The organism is Streptomyces sp. NPDC017991, from assembly GCF_044328075.1.
Lineage (GTDB): Bacteria > Actinomycetota > Actinomycetes > Streptomycetales > Streptomycetaceae > Streptomyces.
Genome location: NZ_JBIRGP010000001.1, coordinates 154,487 through 177,442, shown reverse-complemented (window position 1 = coordinate 177,442; position 22,956 = coordinate 154,487). Strand labels below are relative to the sequence as shown.

The 22,956-nt window shown below is 70.6% G+C and carries 22 protein-coding genes; 13 read left to right on the top strand and 9 right to left on the bottom strand.

The window, feature by feature from the left end; translation table 11 throughout:
* The first annotated feature begins 9 nt into the window (after window positions 1–9).
* The 10 genes from ACH4DZ_RS00845 to ACH4DZ_RS00800 all read left to right on the top strand — a co-directional run bounded on the left by ACH4DZ_RS00845 (window position 10) and on the right by ACH4DZ_RS00800 (window position 9,693).
* The gene (locus ACH4DZ_RS00845; RefSeq protein WP_398284719.1) at window positions 10–672 is read left to right on the top strand and encodes a hypothetical protein; all 663 of its coding nucleotides are present in this window, start codon (window positions 10–12) and stop codon (window positions 670–672) included.
* Window positions 669–1,844, top strand: coding sequence for a PEP-utilizing enzyme (locus tag ACH4DZ_RS00840; RefSeq protein ID WP_398284718.1), 1,176 nt, complete (start codon window positions 669–671; stop codon window positions 1,842–1,844). The genes ACH4DZ_RS00845 and ACH4DZ_RS00840 overlap by 4 nt, the downstream gene beginning before the upstream one ends.
* On the top strand, window positions 1,841–2,710 hold the full coding sequence (locus tag ACH4DZ_RS00835) for a maleylpyruvate isomerase family mycothiol-dependent enzyme (protein ID WP_398284717.1): 870 nt from the start codon (window positions 1,841–1,843) through the stop codon (window positions 2,708–2,710). The genes ACH4DZ_RS00840 and ACH4DZ_RS00835 overlap by 4 nt, the downstream gene beginning before the upstream one ends.
* Before the next feature lie 86 nt (window positions 2,711–2,796).
* The gene (locus ACH4DZ_RS00830; protein WP_398284716.1) at window positions 2,797–3,267 is read left to right on the top strand and encodes an SRPBCC family protein; all 471 of its coding nucleotides are present in this window, start codon (window positions 2,797–2,799) and stop codon (window positions 3,265–3,267) included.
* 45 nt (window positions 3,268–3,312) lie between these two features.
* On the top strand, window positions 3,313–4,839 hold the full coding sequence (locus tag ACH4DZ_RS00825; RefSeq protein WP_398284715.1) for a flavin-containing monooxygenase: 1,527 nt from the start codon (window positions 3,313–3,315) through the stop codon (window positions 4,837–4,839).
* Window positions 4,840–5,517 (top strand): 50S ribosomal protein L11 methyltransferase, encoded by a 678-nt coding sequence (locus ACH4DZ_RS00820; protein ID WP_398284714.1) that lies wholly within the window; start codon window positions 4,840–4,842, stop codon window positions 5,515–5,517.
* Between the two features lie 81 nt (window positions 5,518–5,598).
* Window positions 5,599–7,158 (top strand): class I adenylate-forming enzyme family protein, encoded by a 1,560-nt coding sequence (locus ACH4DZ_RS00815; RefSeq protein ID WP_398284713.1) that lies wholly within the window; start codon window positions 5,599–5,601, stop codon window positions 7,156–7,158.
* 12 nt (window positions 7,159–7,170) lie between these two features.
* On the top strand, window positions 7,171–8,121 hold the full coding sequence (locus tag ACH4DZ_RS00810) for a UbiA family prenyltransferase (RefSeq protein ID WP_398284712.1): 951 nt from the start codon (window positions 7,171–7,173) through the stop codon (window positions 8,119–8,121).
* The gene (locus ACH4DZ_RS00805; RefSeq protein ID WP_398284711.1) at window positions 8,118–9,134 is read left to right on the top strand and encodes an NADPH:quinone reductase; all 1,017 of its coding nucleotides are present in this window, start codon (window positions 8,118–8,120) and stop codon (window positions 9,132–9,134) included. Before ACH4DZ_RS00810 ends, ACH4DZ_RS00805 begins: the two co-directional genes overlap by 4 nt.
* A gap of 28 nt (window positions 9,135–9,162) precedes the next feature.
* The gene (locus ACH4DZ_RS00800; protein ID WP_398284710.1) at window positions 9,163–9,693 is read left to right on the top strand and encodes a PPOX class F420-dependent oxidoreductase; all 531 of its coding nucleotides are present in this window, start codon (window positions 9,163–9,165) and stop codon (window positions 9,691–9,693) included.
* A gap of 56 nt (window positions 9,694–9,749) precedes the next feature.
* On the opposite strand, the gene ACH4DZ_RS00795 is transcribed toward ACH4DZ_RS00800, so the two are convergent.
* The 6 genes from ACH4DZ_RS00795 to ACH4DZ_RS00770 all read right to left on the bottom strand — a co-directional run bounded on the left by ACH4DZ_RS00795 (window position 9,750) and on the right by ACH4DZ_RS00770 (window position 19,630).
* Window positions 9,750–11,990, bottom strand: coding sequence for an MMPL family transporter (locus ACH4DZ_RS00795; protein ID WP_398284709.1), 2,241 nt, complete (start codon window positions 11,988–11,990; stop codon window positions 9,750–9,752).
* Window positions 11,991–11,995: 5 nt separating this feature from the next.
* The gene (locus ACH4DZ_RS00790; RefSeq protein ID WP_398284708.1) at window positions 11,996–13,453 is read right to left on the bottom strand and encodes an FAD-dependent oxidoreductase; all 1,458 of its coding nucleotides are present in this window, start codon (window positions 13,451–13,453) and stop codon (window positions 11,996–11,998) included.
* Window positions 13,454–13,806: 353 nt separating this feature from the next.
* Window positions 13,807–14,136, bottom strand: a complete 330-nt coding sequence (locus tag ACH4DZ_RS00785) for a hypothetical protein (protein WP_398284707.1) — start codon at window positions 14,134–14,136, stop codon at window positions 13,807–13,809.
* Between the two features lie 468 nt (window positions 14,137–14,604).
* Window positions 14,605–17,889 (bottom strand): GH92 family glycosyl hydrolase, encoded by a 3,285-nt coding sequence (locus ACH4DZ_RS00780; RefSeq protein WP_398284706.1) that lies wholly within the window; start codon window positions 17,887–17,889, stop codon window positions 14,605–14,607.
* 458 nt (window positions 17,890–18,347) lie between these two features.
* Window positions 18,348–18,845, bottom strand: coding sequence for a hypothetical protein (locus tag ACH4DZ_RS00775; protein WP_398284705.1), 498 nt, complete (start codon window positions 18,843–18,845; stop codon window positions 18,348–18,350).
* On the bottom strand, window positions 18,788–19,630 hold the full coding sequence (locus ACH4DZ_RS00770) for an MFS transporter (protein WP_398284704.1): 843 nt from the start codon (window positions 19,628–19,630) through the stop codon (window positions 18,788–18,790). The genes ACH4DZ_RS00775 and ACH4DZ_RS00770 overlap by 58 nt, the downstream gene beginning before the upstream one ends.
* A gap of 75 nt (window positions 19,631–19,705) precedes the next feature.
* Between ACH4DZ_RS00770 and ACH4DZ_RS00765 the strand changes: the two genes are divergently transcribed.
* The 3 genes from ACH4DZ_RS00765 (at window position 19,706) to ACH4DZ_RS00755 (ending at window position 21,229) form a co-directional block, all read left to right on the top strand.
* Window positions 19,706–20,275, top strand: coding sequence for a TetR/AcrR family transcriptional regulator (locus tag ACH4DZ_RS00765; RefSeq protein ID WP_398284703.1), 570 nt, complete (start codon window positions 19,706–19,708; stop codon window positions 20,273–20,275).
* Window positions 20,276–20,488: 213 nt separating this feature from the next.
* Complete coding sequence (locus ACH4DZ_RS00760; RefSeq protein WP_398284702.1) at window positions 20,489–20,665, top strand: hypothetical protein; 177 nt, start codon at window positions 20,489–20,491, stop codon at window positions 20,663–20,665.
* Window positions 20,666–20,761: 96 nt separating this feature from the next.
* Window positions 20,762–21,229 (top strand): ATP-binding protein, encoded by a 468-nt coding sequence (locus ACH4DZ_RS00755; protein WP_398284701.1) that lies wholly within the window; start codon window positions 20,762–20,764, stop codon window positions 21,227–21,229.
* A gap of 145 nt (window positions 21,230–21,374) precedes the next feature.
* On the opposite strand, the gene ACH4DZ_RS00750 is transcribed toward ACH4DZ_RS00755, so the two are convergent.
* From ACH4DZ_RS00750 to ACH4DZ_RS00740, 3 genes are read right to left on the bottom strand one after another with little or no spacing between them, the layout of a single operon-like run.
* Window positions 21,375–21,788 carry an arsenate reductase ArsC gene (locus ACH4DZ_RS00750; RefSeq protein ID WP_398284700.1) on the bottom strand — a complete coding sequence of 138 codons (414 nt, stop codon included), beginning with the start codon at window positions 21,786–21,788 and terminating at the stop codon, window positions 21,375–21,377.
* A 22-nt stretch (window positions 21,789–21,810) separates the two neighbouring features.
* Window positions 21,811–22,548, bottom strand: a complete 738-nt coding sequence (locus tag ACH4DZ_RS00745) for an aquaporin (protein WP_398284699.1) — start codon at window positions 22,546–22,548, stop codon at window positions 21,811–21,813.
* Window positions 22,545–22,928 carry an ArsR/SmtB family transcription factor gene (locus ACH4DZ_RS00740; RefSeq protein ID WP_398284698.1) on the bottom strand — a complete coding sequence of 128 codons (384 nt, stop codon included), beginning with the start codon at window positions 22,926–22,928 and terminating at the stop codon, window positions 22,545–22,547. Before ACH4DZ_RS00740 ends, ACH4DZ_RS00745 begins: the two co-directional genes overlap by 4 nt.
* Between the last annotated feature and the right edge of the window lie 28 nt (window positions 22,929–22,956).

Sequence of the window (22,956 nt, the reverse complement as noted above, 5' to 3'; positions counted from 1 at the left end):
GGAGATGCCGTGCTTCCCGAGACCGCCGCGTTCGATGTGCTCCACGTGCTGGCCCTCAAGGGGATGGCCGCCACCGACCTACTGGTGACGGGCAGCCGGTACGCGCGCGAGGACGTGCTCGCCGAACTGGAGAAGCTGCGGGCGGACGGGCTCGCCACCCATTTGGAGCGGCGCGGTCTGTGGCGCGTCACGCCCGAGGGACGCGACCGGCACGCCGCGCTGCTCGACGAAGACCTCACGGACGAGGACCCCACCGACCACGACGAGGGCGTCACGGGTGACGCCCTCGCCCGGCTGCGACCGGGGTACGAGCTCTTCCTGCCCCTGAACGACCGGTTCAAGGAGCTGTGCACCCGCTGGCAGCTCCGCGACGGCACGGCCAACGACCACACCGATCCCGCGTACGACCGCGCGCGGCTCGACGAACTCGGCGCGCTGCACGAGGAGTCCATGCCGGTCGTGGACCGGTTCACCGCCGTGCGCCCGCGCTTCGGGCGCTACACCGAGGGACTCACCCGCGCACTGGCCCGCCTGCGCGGGGGCGAGCAGCAGGCGTTCACCGGCGTGCTCTGCGACTCGTACCACGATGTCTGGATGGAGCTGCACCGCGATCTGCTGGTCTCGCTGAAGATCGAGCGGGATACCGAGGAACGTGCCAGGACACCACGATGAGCGGCGCCGACGCGCTGCTGCGGCTCACCGGCGACCTCGGGGATGTCGGGGATGTCGGAGACCGTGACCGGAGCGTGCTGGGCGGCAAGGCCGTGGGGCTCGCCGCGCTGCTGCGGGTCGGGGCGGTGATCCCCGACACCTGGGTGGTACCGGTCGGCGCCGACCCCACCGCCGCCGCACTGGCGCGGCTCGCGGCCGTGGCGCCGCGCTGGGCGGTGCGCAGCTCGGCCACGGTCGAGGACGGCACCGGCCTGAGCTACGCCGGTCTGTTCCGCAGCGAACTCGACGTCCCGGCGGGGGAGTTGGCCGAGGCGATCGCCGCCGTCCGGGCCTCGGCGCACAGCGGCCGGGTCGCCGCCTACCGGGAACGGACGACCGCCGGGTCCCCCGACGTGGAGATGGCGGTGCTGCTCCAGCCGTTCCGTCCTCCGGTACGCAGCGGGCTCTGGCTCGGCCGCGGGCCCGGCCGGGGACGTCTGGAGTGGACCGCGGGCAGCGGGGAGACGCTGGTCTCCGGTGCCGTCACGCCCGCCTGGGAGGAGTGGACGCCCGAGGGCCGTACCGCCGGATCGGAAGCCGACGCGTGGGAGAGCGGCGGACAGCCCGTCGGCACGGCGTGCGCGATGCTGCAGGAAGCACTCGGCGTCCCGGCCGACCTGGAGTTCGCGCAGCTCGACGGGACGCTGCTGTGGCTCCAGTTCCGTCCGATGACGGCCGCGCTGGGCGAGGCGCCGGGCGAGCGGGCCCACCAGCCCGGCGACCAGCCCGGTGACCAGCGCGGTGACCAGCGCGGCGATCAGCCCGGCGATGAGCGTGCCGACGAGTGCTCCGACGGGCGTGCCGACGACGGTGAGCAGGTCGTGCGCGGCATCGCGGCTTCCGGCGGGCTGGCCACCGCGCGGGGCCTGCGGCTGCGGGACGTGGACGATCCGCGCTGGGAGCCCGGCGCGGTGCTGCTGACGGAGCACACCGACCCGGACTGGGTCCCGCTGATGGCGGAGGCGGCGGCACTGGTCACCGCCGAGGGCGGCATGCTGTGCCACGCGGCCATCGTCGCCCGCGAGTTGGGGGTGCCCTGTGTGACCGGCGTGGGCGCCGCGGCGCTGGCACGCCTGGGTTCGGGGCGCCCGCTCGCGGTCGACGGCTCGGCGGGAACGGTGGCCGTGCTGTGATCCCCGTGCAGGAGGCACTGGCCGGTCTGGCCGACGAGCAGCGGGAGTTCGCCGAACTGCTGGGGGCCCTCCAGGACGCCGACTGGCGGCGGCCCTCGGCGGCGGACGGCTGGACCGTCGCCGACCAGGTGGCGCATCTGGCCGACACCGAGGAGGTCGCCGCCGACACCCTGGCCGACGGGCCGCGCGCGTTCGCGAAGACCGTGCCCCGCTACGCGACGGCCGAGGACTTCACCGCCGCCGGCTGCCGCCGGGGCGACGGCCTCCCGCCCGGTGAACTGACCGCGTGGTGGGACCGCGCCGCCGCGAGAACCCGCCGGCTGCTGGCCGAGCGCGCCCCCGAGGACCGCGTGGCCTGGGGCTTCGGCATGACCGCGGAGACGTTCGCGTCCGCCCGGCTCATGGAGCACTGGGCGCACGGCCTCGACATCCGTGACGCGCTGGGACTTTCGGTGGACGAGACACCGCGGCTGCGCAGGATCGCCGTCCTGGGCCACTCCACCCTGCACTACGCCCTGGCCGTGGCCCGCGTGCACCGGCCCCAAGGGCGCAACCTGCGGCTGGAGTTGACCGAGCGCGACGGCACCGGACACGTGATCGGCCCGCCCGACGCCACCGATGTGCTGCGCGGCCCGCTGCTGGAATGGTGCCGGGTCGCGACCCGGCGCGTGCGCGGCAGCCCGGCCGTACTGAGCGCACCGACCGCGTCGAGCGCATCGACCGAAGGAGGTGAACTGACCGCCGGAGGCGAAATGCCTGCCGGAGGTGAACTGATCGCCGGAGGCGAAATGCCTGCCGGAGGTGAACTGATCGCCGAAGGTGAACTGGCCGAACTGGCCGTGCTGCACGCCCGGGCCTATCTATGAATCCTGTGACGCGATCTTTTGGGTCGACCGAAAAGAGTGGAGACACGCGGAAGGAGCGCAAGCTGTCAAGCCGGTAGTGTGACGGCATGGTCAAGGTGGAGAAAGAACAGACGATCGCCTGTACACCGGAAGCCTTTCTCGGCTTTGTGCTGGACGTCGAGCGCTACATCGAAGTCGACGACAAGATCGGCGCGATCTCCTGGGTGCGCAGGGACGGCAATCTCACCGAGTTCAAGTTCCAGCCACGACTGCCCGGTCTGCCCCTTCCGGAGCCGAAGGCAATTGCCCAGATGCGGCTCACGCCTGGCAAGAGCATCGACATCCAGCTGGCCCCGCTGCCCCTCAACAAGTTCAACCACCGCATGGCGGAATTCGGCGCACGGTTCTCCTGCGAGCCCGTGGACGGCGGGATCCGGGCCACCCGGATGATTTCCTTCCGCTTCAATCCCTTCACCCGGTGGATGCTCGACCCGGTGCTCAGGCGCACACTGCCCACGTCCGTCGAGCGCGAACTGCGGTTGAGCAAGGCGATTCTGGAACGCGGCGAAACCGGATAGCCTCGGAACGCAATCCGCGCACAGGTCGACGACAAGGGGAAACCCATGCCCGTATCGGCGAACGACGCGACCCCGGACGCCCATCCGGACGCGACCCCGGATCCGGCCGGGGAACGATACGCGCATGTCATCGTGATCGGCGCGGGATTATCGGGAATTGCCGCAGGGGTCAAACTGCGACGCGGCGGCATCACGGACTTCCTGATCCTGGAGAAGGCCGACCGGGTCGGCGGGACCTGGCGGGAGAACACCTATCCGGGCTGCGCCGTAGACATTCCCTCGCCGATCTACTCCTTCTCCTTCAACCCCAATCCCGAGTGGAGCAGGAACTTCGTCGGCCAGCCCGAGCTGCTGTCCTACATCGAGGCCACGGTCGAGAAGTTCCGCCTGGCCCCGAACCTGCTCCTGGGCACCGAACTGCTCGAAGCGTCCTGGTCCCAGGAGCGCCGGCGCTGGGTGCTGGAGACCAGCCGGGGACGCCACACCGCCCAGCACGTCGTCTTCGCCTCGGGCCTCCTCCACGAGCCGATCGTCCCGGACCTGCCAGGACTGGACGGTTTTCCCGGCCCCATGTTCCACTCGGCCCGCTGGAACCACGACGTGGACCTGACCGGCAAGCGCGTGGCCGTCATCGGCACCGGCTGCTCGGCCGTCCAACTCGTCCCCGAGATACAGCCGCAGGTACGCGAGCTCTACGTCTTCCAGCGCACCGCCGCCTGGGTCATGCCCCGGCTCGACTTCCGGGTCCCGCGGGCCGTCCAACGGCTCTTCCGGCACGTACCGTTCACCCAGCGGCTGTTCCGCGGGATCTGCGACACCGCCCTCAAGACGCTCGCGCTCCTCATGCGCCGCGCGCGTGTCGCCCGGCTGCTCACCCCGGTCGGCACACGCGTCCTCAAACGCCAGGTGCCCGACCCGGAACTGCGTGCCCGGCTCACCCCGGACTTCACCATCGGCTGCAAACGGCTGCTGCTCTCCAACACCTATCTGCCCGCCATGTCCCGGCCCAACGTCCAGCTCGTCCCGCACGCCCTCGTCGCCGTCGAGGGCAGCGAACTCGTCGCCGCGAACGGCGAGCGGGCCGAAGCGGACGTCATCGTCCTCGGCTCGGGTTTCGAGCTGCGCCACCCGCCGATCGCCGAACGGATCATAGGGCGCGACGGCAGAACCCTCGCCGACACCTGGGCCGTCGACAGCCCCGAGGCCTACCGGGCGACCACCCTGCCCGCCCTTCCCAACGCCTATCTGCTGCTCGGCCCGAACATCGTGATGTACAACTCGCTGCTCGCGCTCGCCGAAGCCCAGCTCGACTACATCGTCGACGCGATACGCACCGCACGCGACCGCGGCCTCGACGCCCTGGAGATCCGGCCCGAGCCGTTCCGCTCGTTCAACGACGAGGTGCAGCGCGGTCTCGCCTCGACCGTCTACAACAACGGCGGATGCACCAGCGTCTACCTCGACGAGAAGGGCAAGAACTTCGTCACCTGGCCCTGGTCCACCAAGAGGCTGCGCAAGGACCTGGCCCGCTTCGACATCGAGAACTACGCCACGACCCCCGCGGAGCGCTGAATGTACGACTACACCCAGCCCCTCATGCGCAGCGAAGCCAGCCGGGCGAAAGTACGGCAGCAGACGGACATCGAACTGCGCGGCCGATACTGGACCCTGCTGCCGGACGTGTTCTCCCCGGCCGACTCCAAGTCCAGCCTGGTCCATCTCGATCTGCTGAAGTTCCCGGTCGGAGGCACCTTCCTGGAGATCGGCTCCGGCACCGGGCTGATCGCCGTCAGCGCCGCACTCGCCGGCTGCCGTGCCGTCCACGCCACCGACCTCAACCCCGCCGCCGTCCGGAACACCGCGCTCAACGCGGAGCGCTTCGGCGTCGCGGACAAAGTGACCAGCGTCGAGAGCGACCTCTTCGACGGCCTGCGCGACGCACCCGCCTCCGACGTCGTCTACTGGCACTCCAACAACGTCTGGGCCCCGCCCGAACTCGCCATCAACGTCCACGAGCTGGCCTATGTCGATCCCGGATACGACGCGCACCGACGGTACTTCCGCGAGGCCCGGCACCATGTGGCGCCCGAGGGGCGGGTGCTGATCGCGCTGAGCAGCCGCGCCGGCCGCGCCGAACTCGAAGAGCTGGCGGCGGCCGAGGGACAGGGCCTGCGGACGGTCGACACCACAACGGTGGAGGAGCCGGAAGGGCCGGTGGTCTACGAACTGCTGGAGGTCGTCCCCCTGTGATCCCCGACCTGGCACCGGACGCGCCCTCGTCGTGAGGCCGCCACCCGTCGCTCGTCCCACAAGCCCGAGAAGAGGCCACCCTTGATCTTCGACAAGCTGCTGGCTCTGCCCAGCGACGCCGAGCCCTGGATCGTCGACCATCAGCCGATCATCGTCGCCGCCCAGGACGAGCGGATCGCGCCGAGCGAGATAGCGGACGCCGCCGCGCGGGCCGCCACCGCGCTGCGCTCCCGCGGAGTCGTCCCGGGGGAGCGGTGCGTCGTCTGGCTGGAGTCCCCGACCGACATCATCGTCGCCTACGCGGCCATCACCGCGCTCGACGCCGTGCCCATCCTCCTCAGCCCGACCCTCCCGGGCCCCGTCGCCGCCTCGATGGTGGAGAACGTCTCCCGGATCACCGCCGTGATCGCCACCGACGACCGGCTCGCGACCAGCGAGAAGACCTTCCCGGACATCGGCCGCCTCGTCGACTGGCGCGACATCGCCGCCGAACTCCCGGGCCACCGACGGATCTCCCGGCGCCGCGAGGTGGCCTCCGACGCGCCGTACGTCATCGTCCACACCTCCGGCACCACCGGCACCCCCAAACTGGCCGAGTGCTCCAGCGCCAGCATCCGGTTCAACGCCCGGGTGCAGGCGGTCATCCACTGGCTGTCCCGCCTGGACGGACATCTGGCCCTGGTCATCTCCCCGGTGCACGGCCGGACCGTGGTCGGCATCCTCGCCGCGCTCATGCGGCGGGCGCCCCTCCTGCTGCTGCAGGACGACTCACCGGACAACGTGGACCGGATGCTCAAGCGCCACCGCCCCGTCTACCTGGAGACCCACCCCAACACCTTCCGCTCCTGGCAGCACCTGGCGCCCGGCGGCGCGTTCCGCTCGATCCGCTTCTTCGGCGCCGGGTTCGACGTCATCCACCCCGACACGGTCGGCGCCCTGCTCGCGGGCTCGGCCCACCGGTTCGCCGTCTGCGTCGAGGTGTACGGACAGAACGAGACCGGCCCCATTGCCATCCGAAGCCATCTGAAGGGGATGCAGAGGGCGACCCGCGCACTGCGCCGGATCCAGCGGTCCAAGCTGCTGCGCGGGCACCCCGCGGGCCAGCACTTCCCGTTCTGCCGGGTCCGTATCGTCGACGACTCCGGGCGCACGGTACCGGCCGGTACCCCCGGCCGGATGGTGGTCAACACCCCCGGCGTCTTCTCCGGCTACATCAACCGGCCGGACCTGACCTCCCGGAACTACCCCGACAACCGCTGGTGGGACACCGGCGACTGGGGAGCGAAGTCGCGTACCGGCCGCATCACCCTCATCGACCGCCAGGTCGACAAGGTCTCCGGCGCCATCAGCGGCATCGGCATCGAGGACATCCTGCTGGAGAAGTTCCCCGAGTTCCTGGAACTGGTCGTCCTGGAGATGGACGGAACCCTCCAGCCCGTCCTGTCGCTGCGCCCCGGCACCGAGTTCCGGCAGCGCGCCTGGGCGTCCGCGGCCGGCCGGCTGCCGAAGATGGCCGAACCCGTCGTCGTCCCCGACCGCGACTTTCCCCGGACCGTCACCGGGAAGATCCAGCGGGAGCAGCTGAAGAAGACGCTGGCCGATCGGCGCCCGGCCGGCCAGAGCCGTTCCGTACGTCTTTGAGGGAGCGTTCGTATGACCGCCACCAGCGCGTCCGGGGCCACCAAGAGCTCAACGGCCTCGAAGGCCATGGGATACGTCAGGCTGGGCAAGGTCCGGATCTATCACCACGCCTACGGGTGGATCCTCGCCCTGCTCCTGCTGCGCCTGGACGGCCACGTGGGAAGCGACACCGCGCCCGCGCTCGCCCTGCTCCTGCTGATGGTGCTCGCCACCCAGTGGAGCGGGGGCGCCGCCGACGACCTCGGCGGTTTCCGGGACGGCAGCGACGCCCGCAACTACGCGGGCCGGCCACCCGGCACCGTCGCCAAGAAACCCCTGCTCACCGGGGTGCTGACGGAGGCGGAGGCGGTCCGCTTCGGCGTCGTGATGTGGGTGATCGCGGTCGCGGCGGGACTCATCGCCGTCTTCACCCTGGACGGCAGGGCGCCGCTGGCAGCCGTCCTGGTGATGCTCGTGGGCCAGATCGCCTCGGTGCAGTACTCGACCGGCCTGAAGCTCAGCTATCTGCCGGGCGGTCTCGAAGTCACCATCTTCTACGTGATCGGCTGCATAGGCCTGGTGCCGTACTGGCTCGTCGCCGGCCAGGTCACCGCCGAAGCGCTGTTCACCGCGGCCCTCGTGGGGGTGTGGTTCCTGCTGATCGTGTCCTACGGGAACGCCTCCGACAAAGAGGGTGACTCCGAGGTGTCCCGGCACACCATGGCCGTGCTGCTGCCGCTCGGCGGCTTCAAGGTCTTCCTGTCCCTGCTCTTCGTCGCCAGCGTCACCCTGCTGACCTTGCTGTTCACCATCACCCGGTTCGACCCGCTGCTCGCACTGACGGTCGTACCGGTCGTCGTCCTGCACGCCGTACAGCTCTATTTCGGCGCCGCGAAGGAAGAGTGGCGCAAGGCGAGGTTCATCGGGCTCAGTTCGGTCGACCTGGGCTGCCTGGGACTGGCCCTCGCCTTCGTACTGGCATGAGGGAGGCAGCGAACGCCGACATGGCGGCGGCCTACGTCACGGGCTTCGGCGGAGCGGACGACATCCGCGTGGGCCGGCTGGCCAGGCCCGTCCCCGGCCCGGACGAAGCGCTCGTCCGCGTCGACGCGGTGGCCGCCAATCACGTCGACACCTTCGTCCGCTCCGGTGCGTACGCGACCGACGTGCCCTTTCCCTTCGTGATCGGGCGGGACCTGGTCGGCAGCGTCGCCGTGCCCGCCGGTCCGTTCACCGTCGGTGACCGCGTGTGGTGCAACAGCCTCGGCCACGACGGCAGACAGGGCTCGTTCGCCCAGTACGCCGCCGTCCCGGTGGACCGGCTGTATCCCCTGCCCGCCGGAGTCGATCCGGAGCGCGCGGTGGCCGTACTGCACACGGCGGCCACCGCGCATCTCGGCCTGTTCCGCACCGCCCGCCTCCAAGCGGGCGAGACGATCCTCGTCCAGGGCGGCGGAGGCGGGGTCGGCAGCGCCGTCGTCCAGCTCGCCGCCACGGCCGGTGCGCGGGTCGTCGTCGTCGACCGTGCCGAGAACGCCGAGTGGTGCCGCGCCCGCGGAGCCGACCAGGTGCTCGACCGCGACGACCCGAAAACGCCCGAGGCGGTCCGTGACCTGGCGCCCGGCGGAGTGGACGTGCTGTGGGACTGCTCCGGGCACCACGACTTCGAGACGACCCTCCCGTTGCTCGCACGGGGCGCTCGCGTCGTGCTCACGGCCGGGCTCCGGGTACGCGCCGTGCTGCCCGTCGGAGCCGTGTACACCCGGGACATCAGCGTGCGCGGCTTCGTCATCAGCAACGCGTCCGCGGCCGAACTGGCCGAGGCCGCCGAGGACATCAACCGCGAACTGGCGCGGGGCCGCCTCAAGGGCAGGGTCCGGGCCAGGCTTCCGCTGACCGAGGCCGCCCGCGCCCACCGCATGCTGGAGGGCCGCGAGGGTGCGGGCGCCCCGGGCCGCGTGGTGCTGCTCCCCGAAGACCTGGGCGACAGCGTCTGAACAGGGCCGACAAGGAAGGAAGGCACACGTGCCGCGTCTGCTGAGCAAGGAATGGTGGGAAGAGCGGGTCCTGCGCATGTACGACTCGTGGCGGGACCCGGTGACCTGGCACGTCACGGAGACGCCCGACGGCCCGGGGGATCTGCGGCAGTTCAAGCGGCGTCGCTTCGCCCTGCTCGTCACCTACAAGCGCAGCGGTGACGCCGTACCGTCGGCGATGTGGTTCGGCCTCAAGGACGGCCGGGCGTATCTGCGGACCGGCTGCGACTCCTGGAAGGTGCGGCGCATGCGGAACAACCCGCAGGTCCTGTTCGCGCCGTCCAACATCCGGGGCAAGCCGAAGGGAGCGGTCCTCGCGTGCACGGCGCGCATCCTGCCGGCCGAGGAGAAGCCGGCAGCCGCGCGGATCATCGCGGGCGCCTACGGCACCGGCCGCAAGCTCTACGACCGTACGGTCGCCACGGTCTACGAGGAGGCGGCCTACATCGAGATCACGCCCAACGCCCTGCTGAAGGCGGAGGCGGAGGCGCAGGCGCGAGCGGCGCGGGCACGGGACTGACTGACCCGCGCCCGCAGGCGCACGTCGGGCGTGTCCGGGGGTGTCTCCGTCCCCGGTCACGCCCGACGCGCGCGCGGGTCCTGATGTTCGCGCAGGCCGGCCTTGGCGTGCAGCGCCCGCAGCGGTTTCGGCGCCCACCAGTTGCCCTTCCCGACCAGCCGCATGAACGCGGGCACCAGAAGGCCCCGTACCAGGGTGGCGTCCATCAGGACCGCCAGCGCGAGTCCGAGTCCGATCGCCTTGAGATAGACGATGCCCGAGATGAGGAAGCCCAGGAACACGATGGAGATCAGTACCGCCGCGGCCGTGATCATCGAGCCGGTGCGTTCGAGCCCGCGGGCCACCGACGCCGTGTTGTCGCCGGTTCTGTCGTACTCCTCCTTGATACGGGACAGCAGGAACACCTCGTAGTCCATCGACAGCCCGAACGCGAGGCAGAACAGCAACAGGGGCACGGTCCAGGTGATCGAGTCCGTCACCACGAAGTCCCCGACGACGCCCCGCAGATGGCCTTCCTGGAACCCCCACACCAGTACGCCCAGTGTGGCGCTCAGGCTCAGGCAGTTGAGGACCAGTGCCTTGAGGGGGAGCAGTAGACTGCCGGTGAACAGGAACAGCACCACGAAGGAGCTGACCGCGATCACGGCCAGGGCGGCGGGCAGCCGGGCGTTCATCGAGTCGATGGAGTCGGTGAGCTCCGCCGCGGGTCCGCCCACCTGCACGGCGTACGGGGCCGGGAGGCCGCGCAGGTGTTCCACCAGCTGCCGGCCCTGTTCCGACATCGACTGGTCGCGCGGCACCACGGACAGGTAGGTGCTGTCCTCGGCGCCGAACCGCGCGGAGTGGACCGACGGCTCTTGGACGAGCCGGCCTCCGGCGAAGGTCCCGGCCTCGCTGTCCACCCGCGCCACCCCGTCGAGCCCGGACAGCCGCTCGGCGTACGGGGCCACCTGGCGGGCGCCGGGTGCAGGCGTGTCGCTGAGGACCACATTGAGCGCCTGGGTCTCCTGCGCCCGGAAGTTGTCCCGGATGACGCCACCGACCTGCCGGGCCTGGCTGTCGGCCGGGAGCACCCGCTCGTCCGGCAGGCTCAGCCGCAGACCGAGGAAGGGCGCGCCGAGCAGCAGCAGAAGCGCGACGACGGCGCCGGCGACCGGCAGCGGGAACCGCATGACGACCATCGCGAGCCGGTGCCAGAATCCCTCCTCGGCCGGGCGTTCCCCGGCCTCCTGCCCGCCGCTTCCCTGTGCCCCGGCCTTCGCGGAGCGACGGCCGGGGAGCCGCCCCTTCTCGATGCGGTGGTCCAGCACCTTCAGCAGCGCGGGCAGGAAGGTGAGCGAGACGAGGGCGGCGAGCAGGGCGGTCGGGATCCCGGCGTACGCGAACGACCGCAGATAGTAGAACGGGAACACCAGCAGCGCGGCGAGCGCCAGGGTGACCGTCACCGAGGAGAACAGCACGGTACGGCCCGCTGTACGCAGCATCAGGGTGATCGCCAGGTCGGTCCCGGCGCCCCGGTCCCGTTCCTCCCGGTAGCGCTTGATGAGGATCAGGCTGTAGTCGATGGCGAGGCCGAGCCCCAGTCCCGTGGCGACGTTGCTCGCCAGCGCGGAGACCTCGGTGAACAGGGTCAGGACACGGATGACCAGGAGGACGGACAGGATCGTGAGCCCGCTGACCAGCAGCGGCACCACGGCGGCGACCACACTGCGGAACACGAACAGCATCACGATCAGCAGGACCGGGAAGGTCACCGCCTCGATCTTGACGAGGTCCTTCTCCGTGGTCTCGGACATCTCCTTGTCGGCGAGGGCGTTGCCGCCCACCCGGACGTCCAGCCCCTGGGGTGTGTGCCGGTAGCGGTTTTCCAGCCGTTCGAAGGTGTCCTGCACCTGGTCCTCGTCGCCGGAGATCCGGGCCATCACCAGGGCCTGCCGTCCGTCCTTGCCGCGCAGCGGTTCGGCCTTGCCCAACGACCAGTAGGAGACGGCCTGTTCGACCCCCGGCTCACGGGCCACCCGGGTGGTGAGCCGCGCGCCCGCGGCGGCGACCGCGGGGGAGTCCACACCTCGCTCGTCGGAGACCAGGAGGACGAGGTCCGGGGCTCCCGCCCCGAATCTGTCGTCCATCGCCTTCGCGGTTCTCGCCGATTCCGTCGAGTCGTCGACGAACCCTCCGGCGGACAGTTCCTGGAGCACGCTCCCGCCGAGCGCACCCGCGACGACGAGCAGGACTCCGGAGAGGTACAGGACGAGTCTGCTGCGGCGGCAGGCGAGTCGGGCCAGTGAGGCGAACACTTCGGCTAACCCCTTTCGCGCCGCGGCTTCCTGGACGAGCGGTTCACCCGCAGTGCGCGCAGCAGAGTGGCGGGAGCGGCCAGGGAACTGGGATGGCTGCGCATATAGGTCACGGAGTTGAACCGTACGGCGACCTCCCGGTCCGTGATGGAGGCCTCCGCTATCTGCTCGGCGAACCACTTCGTGAGGCGGTATCCGCGTGGGTAGGGGCCATCTACGTCGTGACGGGCCAGATCGGCGGCGGTGGATATCTGCCAGGCCGCGTCCACCACGACACGCTGGTCGGCGAAGAAGGAGCGGGCGGGCCTGCGCAGGTCCGGCGCCGAGCGCAGGTGGTGGGAGAGGGCGGACGCGTGCAGGGCCGCCGACGACATGCCCTGTCCGTAGATCGGGTTGAACGAGGCGACCGCGTCACCCACGCTGATCAGCCGCGCCGGGAACCGTTTCAACAGGTGGTAGTCGCGGCGCCGGCTGTCGGCCTGGTGATAGGTGAGGATGTCGCCGAGCTGTTCGCCCTCGACCGCCTCTCGGTACACGGGCGGCAGCTCGCCGCACAGCTTCCGGAACTCGTCCACGTCCCGGATCGGAGGCTGCTTACCGTAGTTGGCCAGGGTGATCAGCCAGCGGTCGTCCTCGATGGCGGTGATCGCGCCGCTCGCCACCCGGGGCGGGGTCGCGGTGGGAGTGCGGTAGGCGATGGCAGCGGCCAGTTCGGGGTCGCTCGTGGTACGCCGGAAGTAGCCGGTCGCGTAGTCGATGTCGATGGCCATCCGGCGCATCGCGGGCCGTTCCCAGCCCGCCTTCTCCAGCCAGTCACCCAGTTTGCTCGCGCGCCCCATCGCGTCGACGACGAAGTCCGCGTCCTCGACCCACTCGCCGCCTCCGGTCCCGGAGGCGGCCCCGCGGCGGGTGACCGGGCCGCACCGCACCCCGCTGACGGCACGGCCGCCGACGCCCCCACCACTCACGGCACCACCGTGGAACTCCAGGCCGATCGCGCGGCAGGTGAGCACCTTCACGTTCGGCAGGGCCAGGGTGCGGCGGCGTACCAGCGCCTCCAGGAACGGCCTGCTGCTCGAAATCAGCCCCATCGCGCCGTCGCTGACCTTCGGCACGCCGTCCGCGTAGGCCCGGATGGTGTACGGCGACGACACGATCGCGCCGCTCGCCCTCGCCTCTTCCTCGAAGCCCGGGAACAGCCGCTGGAGTTGCATCCGGCCGCCGTGCATCAGGGTGTGCAACTGCCCGTCGTGCGGGGTGCCCGGCCGTGCGGCGGCGGCCGGGGGCAGCGAGTCCCGCTCGATGATCACCACGCTCTCGGCATGGTCGGAGAGCACCCGTGCGGCCAGCAGCCCGGCGAGACTCCCGCCGAGCACCACGGCCTTGCCCATCAACGTCCGGGTTCTCGTGGGGGGTTCGTCGGTACTGAGGCGGGCGAACACTCGGGCGGCAGACTCCAACACGAGGACCTCCAGACAGTTCGCCGGCCTCATCCGGCCGCTTCGGGGCGCGCACGCATGTGTACGGGGAGGGAGTGAGGTGTGCCCGTCCGCCCGAATCCGACGCTCAGTTCCGACGTTCCGCGGCAGCCCGGTCATCCATGCTTCATCGCGCCTCGGAAGTGCGCAAGAACCATCTGCCGCAGGCGAAGCACGACTTCCTTTTGGCGGAAAAACATCTTCCTGACCGGCTGCTGCTTGACGAACGGGCACAGCGGATCTCGGCCACAGCGATGCCACACGGATGACCTCCCGCACCGCCTCTTCCGGCGTCGGGCGTTCCCGGTGCTCCGCGCTCTCGACGAGAGGCGAGGCGGTCAGTGGCCCCCTCGGTTCTCGACACAGGGGCCTGTTCCGGGCTGAGGCTCCGCGTAGGCGCCGTGCACCTCGCTGGTCAACTCGTCCTTCGTCACATGACCGGACACGCACACGACTCCGGTGTGGACGCTGTAGAACCCGTTCCCGATGTAGACACCGTGCTCCTTGCCGCAGCCGAGACGCTTCAGCGCCGCCGCGATCCGCTGCTCGCTGAAGACGCCGTACGCGCCGGAACCGCCCTCCTCCCGGACTTTCTCCAGTTCCCTCCGGATGAGCCCGGCCGAGGCTTCTCCTTGGGCGCGCTTGCCTTCGGACAGAGACCCTTGCATGCGGTAGGCGTGATTCTCGGCGTAGTGGGGAGGGCGGTCCTCGTTCTCTCCCGACCGCTCTCCCGAACGATCGCCATCCCCACTCGGACGGGGCGAGGACGGCAGCGCGGTGGGGGGATCCGCGGGCTCTTCCGCAGGCTGCGCGCACTTCGGCCGAGGAGGATACGAGACTTGGGGGCTGGCCGACTGCGACTGACCGCTCTGCTGGGTGCCGCACGCGGTCATGGTGGCCGCGACGAGGGCTGCCGCGGCGGCCGACCGCCTGAGAAGCCTGGACCTGGAGATGGGCATGGAGATGGGCATGGGCATGGAGGAATTCTGAGGCCTTCGGCAGTGGGTGTCATGAGTGGAGGTACTCATGCGGCGGCGCGCTTCACGAAGGACGGCAACACGCCGGCCCACGCTCCCGATCGGGAACGTGGGCCGGCGAAGGTACGGAGTCCTACCTGGCCTACCTGAGACGGAGTCCTACTTGAGAGTGATCGCGTAGAACTGCACCCGAGGATCGTTCTGCAGGCCGATGGAACGCACCGTCTTCGACGCGTCGAGGTCCGCCGAGGCACCGAACAGACGCACCGGCGGCCCGTCCACACCCTGCCCGCGCTTGATCCGGTGCGGCATCTCCAGCACCACGGAACTGCCCTGCGGAGTCGATCCCGCCCAGTCGCCCACAGGGACGGGCACCTCGGCGGTGGTTCCGTCGGTGTAGCGGACGGTCAGCGCGGTCGTCACCGGGCCGTGGTGGGCCACGGCGACCACGCGCAGCGCGCCGTACGACCCGGCGGGGAGCAGCATGGACTGACCGCGGGCCTCGACGAAGTTCTCGGCCGTGCCGGACGGATCGGGAGCGTCGTAGGTCACGCCGCCCCAGACGACCGGACCCGCCGCGGGCAGCAGATCACCGTCGAAGCTCCAGCCGCCTCCGTCGAAGTCGCCCTGGTCGGACGCCGCGACGGTCGCGGTTCCGTCGTGGTTCACCTCCTTGCCGAGGTCCACGGCACACTGCCCGTCGATGTCCGGCGTGCAGCGGGCCGCGGCGCGCACCTCGATGGTCGCGACCCGTTCCACGCTCTTCACCCCCTTCGCCGCCGCCGTGATCCGCACGGTGTACGAACCCGGAGCGGTCCCGGCCGGCACGTTCACGTCCACTGTCGCGGTCCGCTGGACCGGAAGACGGCGGGACGTGAGGGAGAAGGGCTCCGAGGTCTTCGCGGTCCAGCCGCCGGGAGCCTTCGCGTCGACGCCCACCCGCAGGGTGCCGGGGGACTGGCCCAGCACGTCCAGCTTCAGACGGACGTTCTGCGCGCTGTCGGACGTCGGCAGAACGTCGGAAGCGGTACGCAGCGACGCGTCGAGGTTCCGGCGCGCATCGGCTGCGGCGCGGTTCACGGACGGCGGCTCGGCGCCCTTGCCCGTACCCCATGCCGACGGCTTGCCGGTCATCTCGAAGGCGAGGTTTCCGCCCTTGGCGACCGCGTCCCAGTCCAGCCAGGTGGCGCGCAGGTTCTTCCCGCCGAACTTCGCCTGCTTCACATAGCGTTGGGCGTCGCTCGTCCCCGGTGCCTTGACGGTCAGGGTGCCGCCCTGTTTGTTCCCGTAGGCGCCGACGCGGATGACCGCGGAGGGGAACTGCGGGCTGGAGACGGCGAGGAAGTCACCGCCGTTCGTCGTCGGATACAGGCCCAGCGAGGAGAAGACGTACCAGGCCGACATGGTGCCCAGGTCGTCGTTGCCGGTCATGCCGTCGGGCCCGTCCGTGAAGAGCGTCATCGCGGCGCGGACCACGGTGGCGGTCTTGGCGGGTGCGCCGGCCCACAGATACATGTACGGGGCGTGCAGGTCCGGTTCGTTGTTCGGGTTGTAGGTCGGCTTCCCGTAGTAGTCGTACGGTGCCGAGATCCAGTCCTCGCGAGCGGTCTTGGCAGGGTCGGCGAGGAGTTTGTCGTAGGCGAAGAAGGAGTCGAGCCGCTTCTCGGTCTCGCGCTTGCCGCCCATCAGGGAGACGAGCCCGGCCGGGTCCTGGGGCGCCAGCCACTGGTACTGGTAGGCGCCGCCCTCGTGGAACTGGTGACCCGCTTCGACGGGGTCATAGGGCGTCAGCCAGGTGCCGTCGGTCGTACGCGGCCGGAACTGCTGGATGGAGGAGTCCCACAGGTTCCGGTACCACTGGCCGCGCGCCGCGAACATCCGGGCGTCCGCACCGTGTCCCAGTCCCTTGGCCATCAGCGCCAGCGACGCGTCCGCGGCCGCGTACTCCATGGTCGCCGAGGCGGGATGGCGGCAGTCGTTGTCACCGCCCTTGTCCGCGCAGTCCTTCCCCGGTTCCAGCCCGCTGGGTATGTAGCCGCGCTTCTGGTACGCGTCCACTCCCGCACGGCCGTTGTAGGGGGAGTCGGCCGGTGGCGTACTGACCGCGTTCTTCCTCAGCAGCGCGTACGCCTCCTTCTCGTGGCCCGCGAGCAGGCCCTTGGACCACGCCTCGACCAGGAAGGGTGTCACCGGGTCGCCGGTCATGATGTTGGTCTCGCTGTTGGCGAGCGACCAGCGCGGCAGCCAGCCGCCGTCCCGCCCGATCGCGACGACCGACAGCGCGACATCACGGGCGACCTTCGGCTGCAGCATCTGCAGCAGCTGGTTCTGCGGCCGGTGGGTGTCCCACAGCGACAGGTTCTGGTAGGGCGTGAACCCCGACGCCAGATGGTTCTTCCCGTCGAAGCCCGCGTAGTGGCCGTCGACGTCTCCGGCCAGGTTCGGGTGCAACTGCGCGTGGTAGAGGGCGGTGTAGAACGCGCGTTGCCGCTCGGCCGACCCACCGCCGATCCTGACCGCGTCGAGCTGCCGCTCCCAGGTCGTGTGCAGCGCCGCACGCGTGGCGTCGAAGTCGTACGAGTCCTGCGTCTCCGCGGTCAGGTTCTTGCGGGCGCCCTCGACGCCCGTGTAGGAGAGCCCCACCTTGACGACGACGTCACGGTCGGCGTCGGCGTCGAAGGTCACCCAGGCGCCGTTCTCGCCCTCGCCGGCCGCGTCGCGTTCACCGGGGGTGGGAGTGGTCCCGCGCCAGGCGCCGTGCGAGGCGAACGGCCTGTCGAAGGTCGCGGTGAAGTAGACGGTGTGCTTGTCCTTGCCCGCGCAGAAGTTGCCCGCCTCGACACGGCCCTCGACGGTCCGGTCGCCGACGACGTGCACTTCCGAGCTGTAGACCTTCTGGTTGGCCCTGCCCGTGTTGAAGAGGACGTTGGCGCGGTCCGTCGACGGGAAGGTGTAGCGCTGCCATCCCGTGCGGGAGGTGGCGGTCAGCTCTGCGTCGATGTCGTACGACTTCAACCCGACGCGGTAGTAACCGGGTTCGGCGTCCTCGTCGTCGTGCGAGAACGACGACCGGTAGGAGTCCGGGTCGACGCTGTCGACCGCCCCGGTCGTCGGCATGATCGGCAGCTCACCCATGACGGAGCAGCCGACACCGGAGAGGTGGGTCTGGCTGAATCCGTGGATCTTGTCCTGCTGGTAGTCGTAGCCGCCCTGGCCGCCGGTGTCGGGGCTGACCTGGACCATGCCGAAGGGGGCGCTCGCGCCGGGGAAGGTGTTGCCGAAGTTCTGGGTGCCGATGAACGGGTTGACCAGGGAGGTCGGTTGAGCGGCGGCCGCGGGTGCCTGGGCGACGGCCGGCACGGGAGCCAGCGCGCCGCCGGCCACGAGCAGTGCGGCGAGGACTGTTGATGCGCGGTTACGCAATCGGTGGAGGGGTCTGTGCATGGAAGCGGTCTCCTGTTCCTCACTCTTCAGGTGCTGCGCACGGAAAGAAGCGCCGGCCCGATGGGGCCGGCGCTCATGTATGTGTGTGCCTCGGGCGCGGGAATTCGGCACGGGAAGGAAGCGGTGCGCAGGTCATCGCGTTGAGCCCCCCTCGCAGCGCAATCGACGGCATCCGGCTGGCTGGAAGCGGACTAGATCACGCGTCTGACATCGTTGTCAAGGGTTCTGGCAGGGACCGCCGGCGGTACGTCGGATTGCGGTCACCCGCGACCGGATGTCGACCCGTGGCCGACCCGTGGCCGAGCGGATGTCGACCGGCGGGCGGCTGGCCGCGGCCTGCCCGTCGAGCACCTTGAGACGGGCGGCGGGCCGCAGGCGACGGGCCGTGGCTGGGCGCGGTGGCTGGGTGCGGCGGGCGCCGGGGGCAGCGTCTTGCTCGTACCACCCCCCCCATGGGGTCACGTCTGCGGGCAGGTGACGCGTTCGGGGGTGCGACGGGAGCGGAGCCACTGGGCGAGCAGTGCGAGGGCGGCTAGGAAGGCGACCGTGGCGGCGTAGGCGACGGACGTCTCGTGGAGTCCCGTATGGGTGGCGGCGATTCCGGCGACGACTGCGGGCACGCTGAAGGACAGGTAGGAGATCACGAAGGCGACGGAGAACAGTTCGCCGCGTTCGGAGGGCGCGGCCATACGGGCCAGTGTGCCGAAAGTGGCGAGGGAGGAGGCGCCGAACCCGACCCCGGCGACCACGGTGCCGAGTGCCGCGGTGAGCAGCGAGTCCTCCTCGACCCCGGTCAGGGCGACGACCGTGCCGGTGAGCAGGAGGCCGGCGCCGAGTGCGAGGGTGCGGGCGACGGGCCAGCCGCGCAGCGCGATCGCGGTCAGGCAGGCCGGTACGGTCAGCAGGGTGACCACGAGGCCGCCGACGACGTGACTGGAGAGGCCGAACAGGCCCACGGCGACCGACGGTCCGAGCGAGAGGTACAGGCCGCCCAGTGCCCAGCTCGCGACGAGGATCGGCACCAGGCGCAGCAGGTCCGCCCGCAGGTGGGGTGCGACTTTGAGGCGGGGCTGGAGCGAGCGGGCGGCTCCGGGCCGCCGCAGCGACGTCTCGGGCAGCGCGGTGACCACGGCCGCGGCCAGGACGAGACCCGCCAGCAGCAGCACGTACACGAGCCGGGTGGGTGTGGCCCGTACTCGACGAGGAAGCCGCATCCCAGAGCGCCGAGCCCCAGCCCGAAGGTGGGTGCCGCGCCGGTGACGACGCCGGCGCGGTGCGGCGCGTGGGCGGGGTTGAGGTCGGCCAGGGCCGCGCCGAGGGCCGTCATGGCGGCCCCGGTGGCGATGCCCTGGACCAGGCGTGCGGTCAGCAGCAGGGAGACGCTGTCCGCGACGAGGAAGAGCGCCATCGACGCGGCTTCCAGCGTGATCGCGGAGAGCAGTACAGGGCGGCGGCCGAGATGGTCGGACAGGGAGCCGAGCACCAGCAGTGCCGCGATCATCCCGAGCACGTAGACGGCGAACACCGTGGTGAGGGTGGTCGCGGAGAAGTCCCAGCGCTGCTGGTAGACGACGTAGAGGGGGGACGGCGCGCTGGACGCGGCCATGAAGAGCACGAAGACGACGGCGATGGCGGCGAAGGCGGTCGGACGGTTGAGTTCGCGGCGGCTTCGACGGGGCGGGGCGGTATCGGGCGGGGGCGGTATCGGGTTGTCGTTGTCGGGCAGGGCGGAGACGGACACGACTCTCTCCAAACGCAGTGATCGATGCGTTAAGGACGCTACCACTAACGCAACGATCAGTGCGATAATTTCCCCATGGTTGACGCTCAAGCTCAGGTACGCCCCGGCGGTCGCTCCGCGAAGGTCCGTGCGGCCGTACACCACGCCGTCGCGCAGCTCCTCGCGGAGGAGCCCGCGGAAGCCCTGACGATTCCCGCCATCGCCGCCCGCGCGGGCGTGCACCCGACCACGGTGTACCGGCGCTGGGGCTCACCCGCTCAGCTTCTGGGCGATGTGGCCACCAGCCGGTTCAGCGGGGACGTCGTCGTGCCCGACACCGGGACGCTCGCCGGTGACCTGGAACGCTGGCTGGGGGACGTGGCCACGGACCTCCGGGACCCCGACACCCTCGCCCTCATGCGCGCCACCATCGGCTCCGGGCCGGACGGCGGCTGCGCCTGCATCGGGGACCGCCACGAGCAGCTGAGCGCCATGATCGAGCGCGAACGCTCCCGCGGCGGCCGTGCCCCCGCGGTGGAGAACGCCGTCGACTTCCTGCTCGGACCGCTGTACTACCGCGCCATCTTCAGTGCCCAGCCGGCTTCCAGCGACTGGGCGCGAGAACTGGTGGCCACCTTCCTGGCGGCGTCCAGAGCGTTGGCCTGAACCCGCTTCGAGCGGGCCGCCCACCCTCCGGCGACCGGCGGCGAGCAGGCACGTCCGGGCAACTCCTGTGCAACCTCCGTAGCGCCGAAGCCACCAGCACCTACATCCTCAAGGACGCCTCGGGTGGCGAGACGCACCAGGACTCCCTGACTGTCCACGGCCTCCGCGAAGGCATGGAGCGCGTGAGGCGACGAGCTGCATCACGAGGCGGTCGTGCGGGCCCATACGGAAGCGACCTCGTACATCCCCTCGGTTTCGGCTGCCGCGGTACGCGAAGGACGCACCCCGCTCGCGGAAGTGGACGGCGTCGCGCTCGACGGCTTCAAGGGCGGCACGGCGACATTCCGGCTGCTGTCGGGCCACTTCGTCATCAAGTCGACGCTGCGCTGACAGCCGACCTGGAATCGGTCCCGTTTTTACCGGTGAGGTGATGTTTTCGGGGTAAGCGACATCCCGTAAGAGCGCTTCGGCAGTGAGGCGGAACGGATGAATCTGGCTGAGCAGGACAAAGGCCGGCAGCAATTGACGGGCATTTCCGCAGCGGTCACCGTTGTGGTGGAGGACGCCGCGGGGATCGGTGATTCCCGTGACGCGGCCCGCGAATTTTTGAAGACCTTGCAGGTCAAGCATGGGGTTCCGGTGTCCTCGCGGGCGATCGGAACGGTTCAGCTGGTGGTGTCCGAGCTGGTGACCAACGCCCGTAAACACGCTCCGGGTCCCTGCGTGATGACCCTGGAAGCCGGCGAAGAGGCCGTCGCCGTGACGGTCTGGGACAGCGGCGCCACGCTGCCGCAGATCTTGCCGCCGAACCCCGCTCGGGTCGGGCAGCACGGTCTGGAGATCGTCATGGCGGTGTGCCGGAGCTTCGAGATCCATCGCGAGCCGGTCGGCAAGCGCATCCGGGCCTCGGTCGTCCTCGCCGACGACCCGGGCGGTGACGCGGCCGGCCACTAGCCGGTGTGAGCCCAGCCGTGTGTGGGTGCCCGCCGCCCGGTCAGGGGCTCGCCGCGTGGCCGGAGACGCACGTCTGCGGATCGCGCGGCGGTACTGACTGACGACGGGCCGCGCATCCGCCCGTCACTCGCAGCCCCCGTCACTCTCAGCGGGGTGCCACCTCTGCGATCAGTTCGCGAACGCGCTTCTCGATCGCGTCGCGGATGGGGCGGACGGCCTCGACGCCTTGGCCGGCGGGGTCGTCGAGCCGCCAGTCGAGGTACCGCTTGCCGGGGAAGACGGGGCACGCGTCGCCGCACCCCATGGTGATCACGACGTCGGACGCCTGGACGGCCTCCACCGTGAGGATCTTCGGAGATGCGGCGGAGACGTCGATGCCGACTTCCTCCATCGCCTCGACCACGGCCGGGTTGACGGCGTCGGCGGGCGCGGATCCGGCCGAGCGGACCTCGACGCGGTCGCCCGCGAGGTGGGCGAGGAAGGCGGCGGCCATCTGGGAGCGGCCGGCGTTGTGGACGCAGACGAACAGCACCGACGGGCGTGCGGCGGAAGTGTCCATGGAGGGCTTTCTCCGGGTGGGGTCAGGAGGAGACGGGCTGGGGTTCGCTGCCGGGGACGCCGGTCCCGCGGCGGGCCGGGGTGGTTCGCGGGCCGTGGACGACGGCCACGATGCCGAGCCCCAGCACGGCGCCGACCAGTTGTGCGGCGATGAACGGGGCGACGGACGCGGGCGCGATCCCGGCGAAGGTGTCGGTGAAGGTTCGGCCGACGGTCACCGCCGGGTTCGCGAACGACGTGGACGAGGTGAACCAGTAGGCGGCCCCGATGTAGGAGGCCACCGCGGTCGGCGCGAGCGCGGCGCGGCCGGTTCGGCCCAGGCCGAGAACCAGCAGGACCAGCCCCGCCGTGGCGACGACCTCGCCCAGCCACAGGTGTCCGGCGAAGCGGTCGTGGGCCGAGAACCTCGCCAGTGGTTCGCCGAACATGGCGTCGGCCAGGACCGCTCCGCCGATCGCCCCCGCGATCTGCGCGGGCACGTACGCGGCGACATCCCGCGCGGTCGGCCCGTCCGGGGTGCGGCGCCCGGTGAACCAGACGGCGAGGGTGACGGCCGGATTGAAGTGCGCGCCGGACACCGGCCCGAACGCGATGATCAGCACGTACAGGCCGAAGACGGTGGCCAGGGAGTTGGCGAGCAACTGCACGCCGACGTCGCGCGACAGGCCGGTCGCCTGGATGCCGGAGCCGACCACCACCGTCACCAGCAGCCCGGTCCCGATCGCCTCCGCGGCGACACGGCGGCCGAGCGGGGCCTTCACGCGCCGACTGCTGCGGGCCGCGCGGTGGCCAGGAACGCGGCGAGCCGATCCAGTACGCCGGGCAGCACCCAGTAGTACACCCACGTCCCGCGACGCTCGCAGTCGATGAGGCCGGCCTGTCGCAGCAGCTTGAGGTGGTGGGAGATCGTCGGCTGGGACAGGTCGAAGGCCGGGGTCAACTCGCACACGCAGACCTCGCCGCGCTCACTGCCCTCGCCGCGCGAGGCGATCATCGACATCAGGCGCAGGCGGACCGGGTCACCCAGGGCCTTGAAGAACGTCGCCAGGTCGGCCGCCCGGTCCTCGTCCAGCGGCGCGGCGGCCAGGCCGGGGCAGCAGGCACTGTCCTGGCCGATCACCCGAATCTCTTGTTTCGACATGCTTCTATGTTGACGTCTTTCGATCCAA

Excerpts from the sequence above, each read along its gene's own strand:
- ACH4DZ_RS00840 (WP_398284718.1), top strand. The coding sequence starts at position 669 with ATGAGCGGCGCCGACGCGCTGCTGCGGCTCACCGGCGACCTCGGGGAT.
- ACH4DZ_RS00830 (WP_398284716.1), top strand. The coding sequence starts at position 2,797 with ATGGTCAAGGTGGAGAAAGAACAGACGATCGCCTGTACACCGGAAGCC.
- ACH4DZ_RS00825 (WP_398284715.1), top strand. The coding sequence starts at position 3,313 with ATGCCCGTATCGGCGAACGACGCGACCCCGGACGCCCATCCGGACGCG.
- ACH4DZ_RS00820 (WP_398284714.1), top strand. The coding sequence starts at position 4,840 with ATGTACGACTACACCCAGCCCCTCATGCGCAGCGAAGCCAGCCGGGCG.
- ACH4DZ_RS00810 (WP_398284712.1), top strand. The coding sequence starts at position 7,171 with ATGACCGCCACCAGCGCGTCCGGGGCCACCAAGAGCTCAACGGCCTCG.
- ACH4DZ_RS00805 (WP_398284711.1), top strand. The coding sequence starts at position 8,118 with ATGAGGGAGGCAGCGAACGCCGACATGGCGGCGGCCTACGTCACGGGC.
- ACH4DZ_RS00785 (WP_398284707.1), bottom strand. The coding sequence starts at position 14,136 with ATGCAAGGGTCTCTGTCCGAAGGCAAGCGCGCCCAAGGAGAAGCCTCG.
- ACH4DZ_RS00780 (WP_398284706.1), bottom strand. The coding sequence starts at position 17,889 with ATGCACAGACCCCTCCACCGATTGCGTAACCGCGCATCAACAGTCCTC.
- ACH4DZ_RS00765 (WP_398284703.1), top strand. The coding sequence starts at position 19,706 with ATGGTTGACGCTCAAGCTCAGGTACGCCCCGGCGGTCGCTCCGCGAAG.
- ACH4DZ_RS00755 (WP_398284701.1), top strand. The coding sequence starts at position 20,762 with ATGAATCTGGCTGAGCAGGACAAAGGCCGGCAGCAATTGACGGGCATT.
- ACH4DZ_RS00750 (WP_398284700.1), bottom strand. The coding sequence starts at position 21,788 with ATGGACACTTCCGCCGCACGCCCGTCGGTGCTGTTCGTCTGCGTCCAC.
- ACH4DZ_RS00740 (WP_398284698.1), bottom strand. The coding sequence starts at position 22,928 with ATGTCGAAACAAGAGATTCGGGTGATCGGCCAGGACAGTGCCTGCTGC.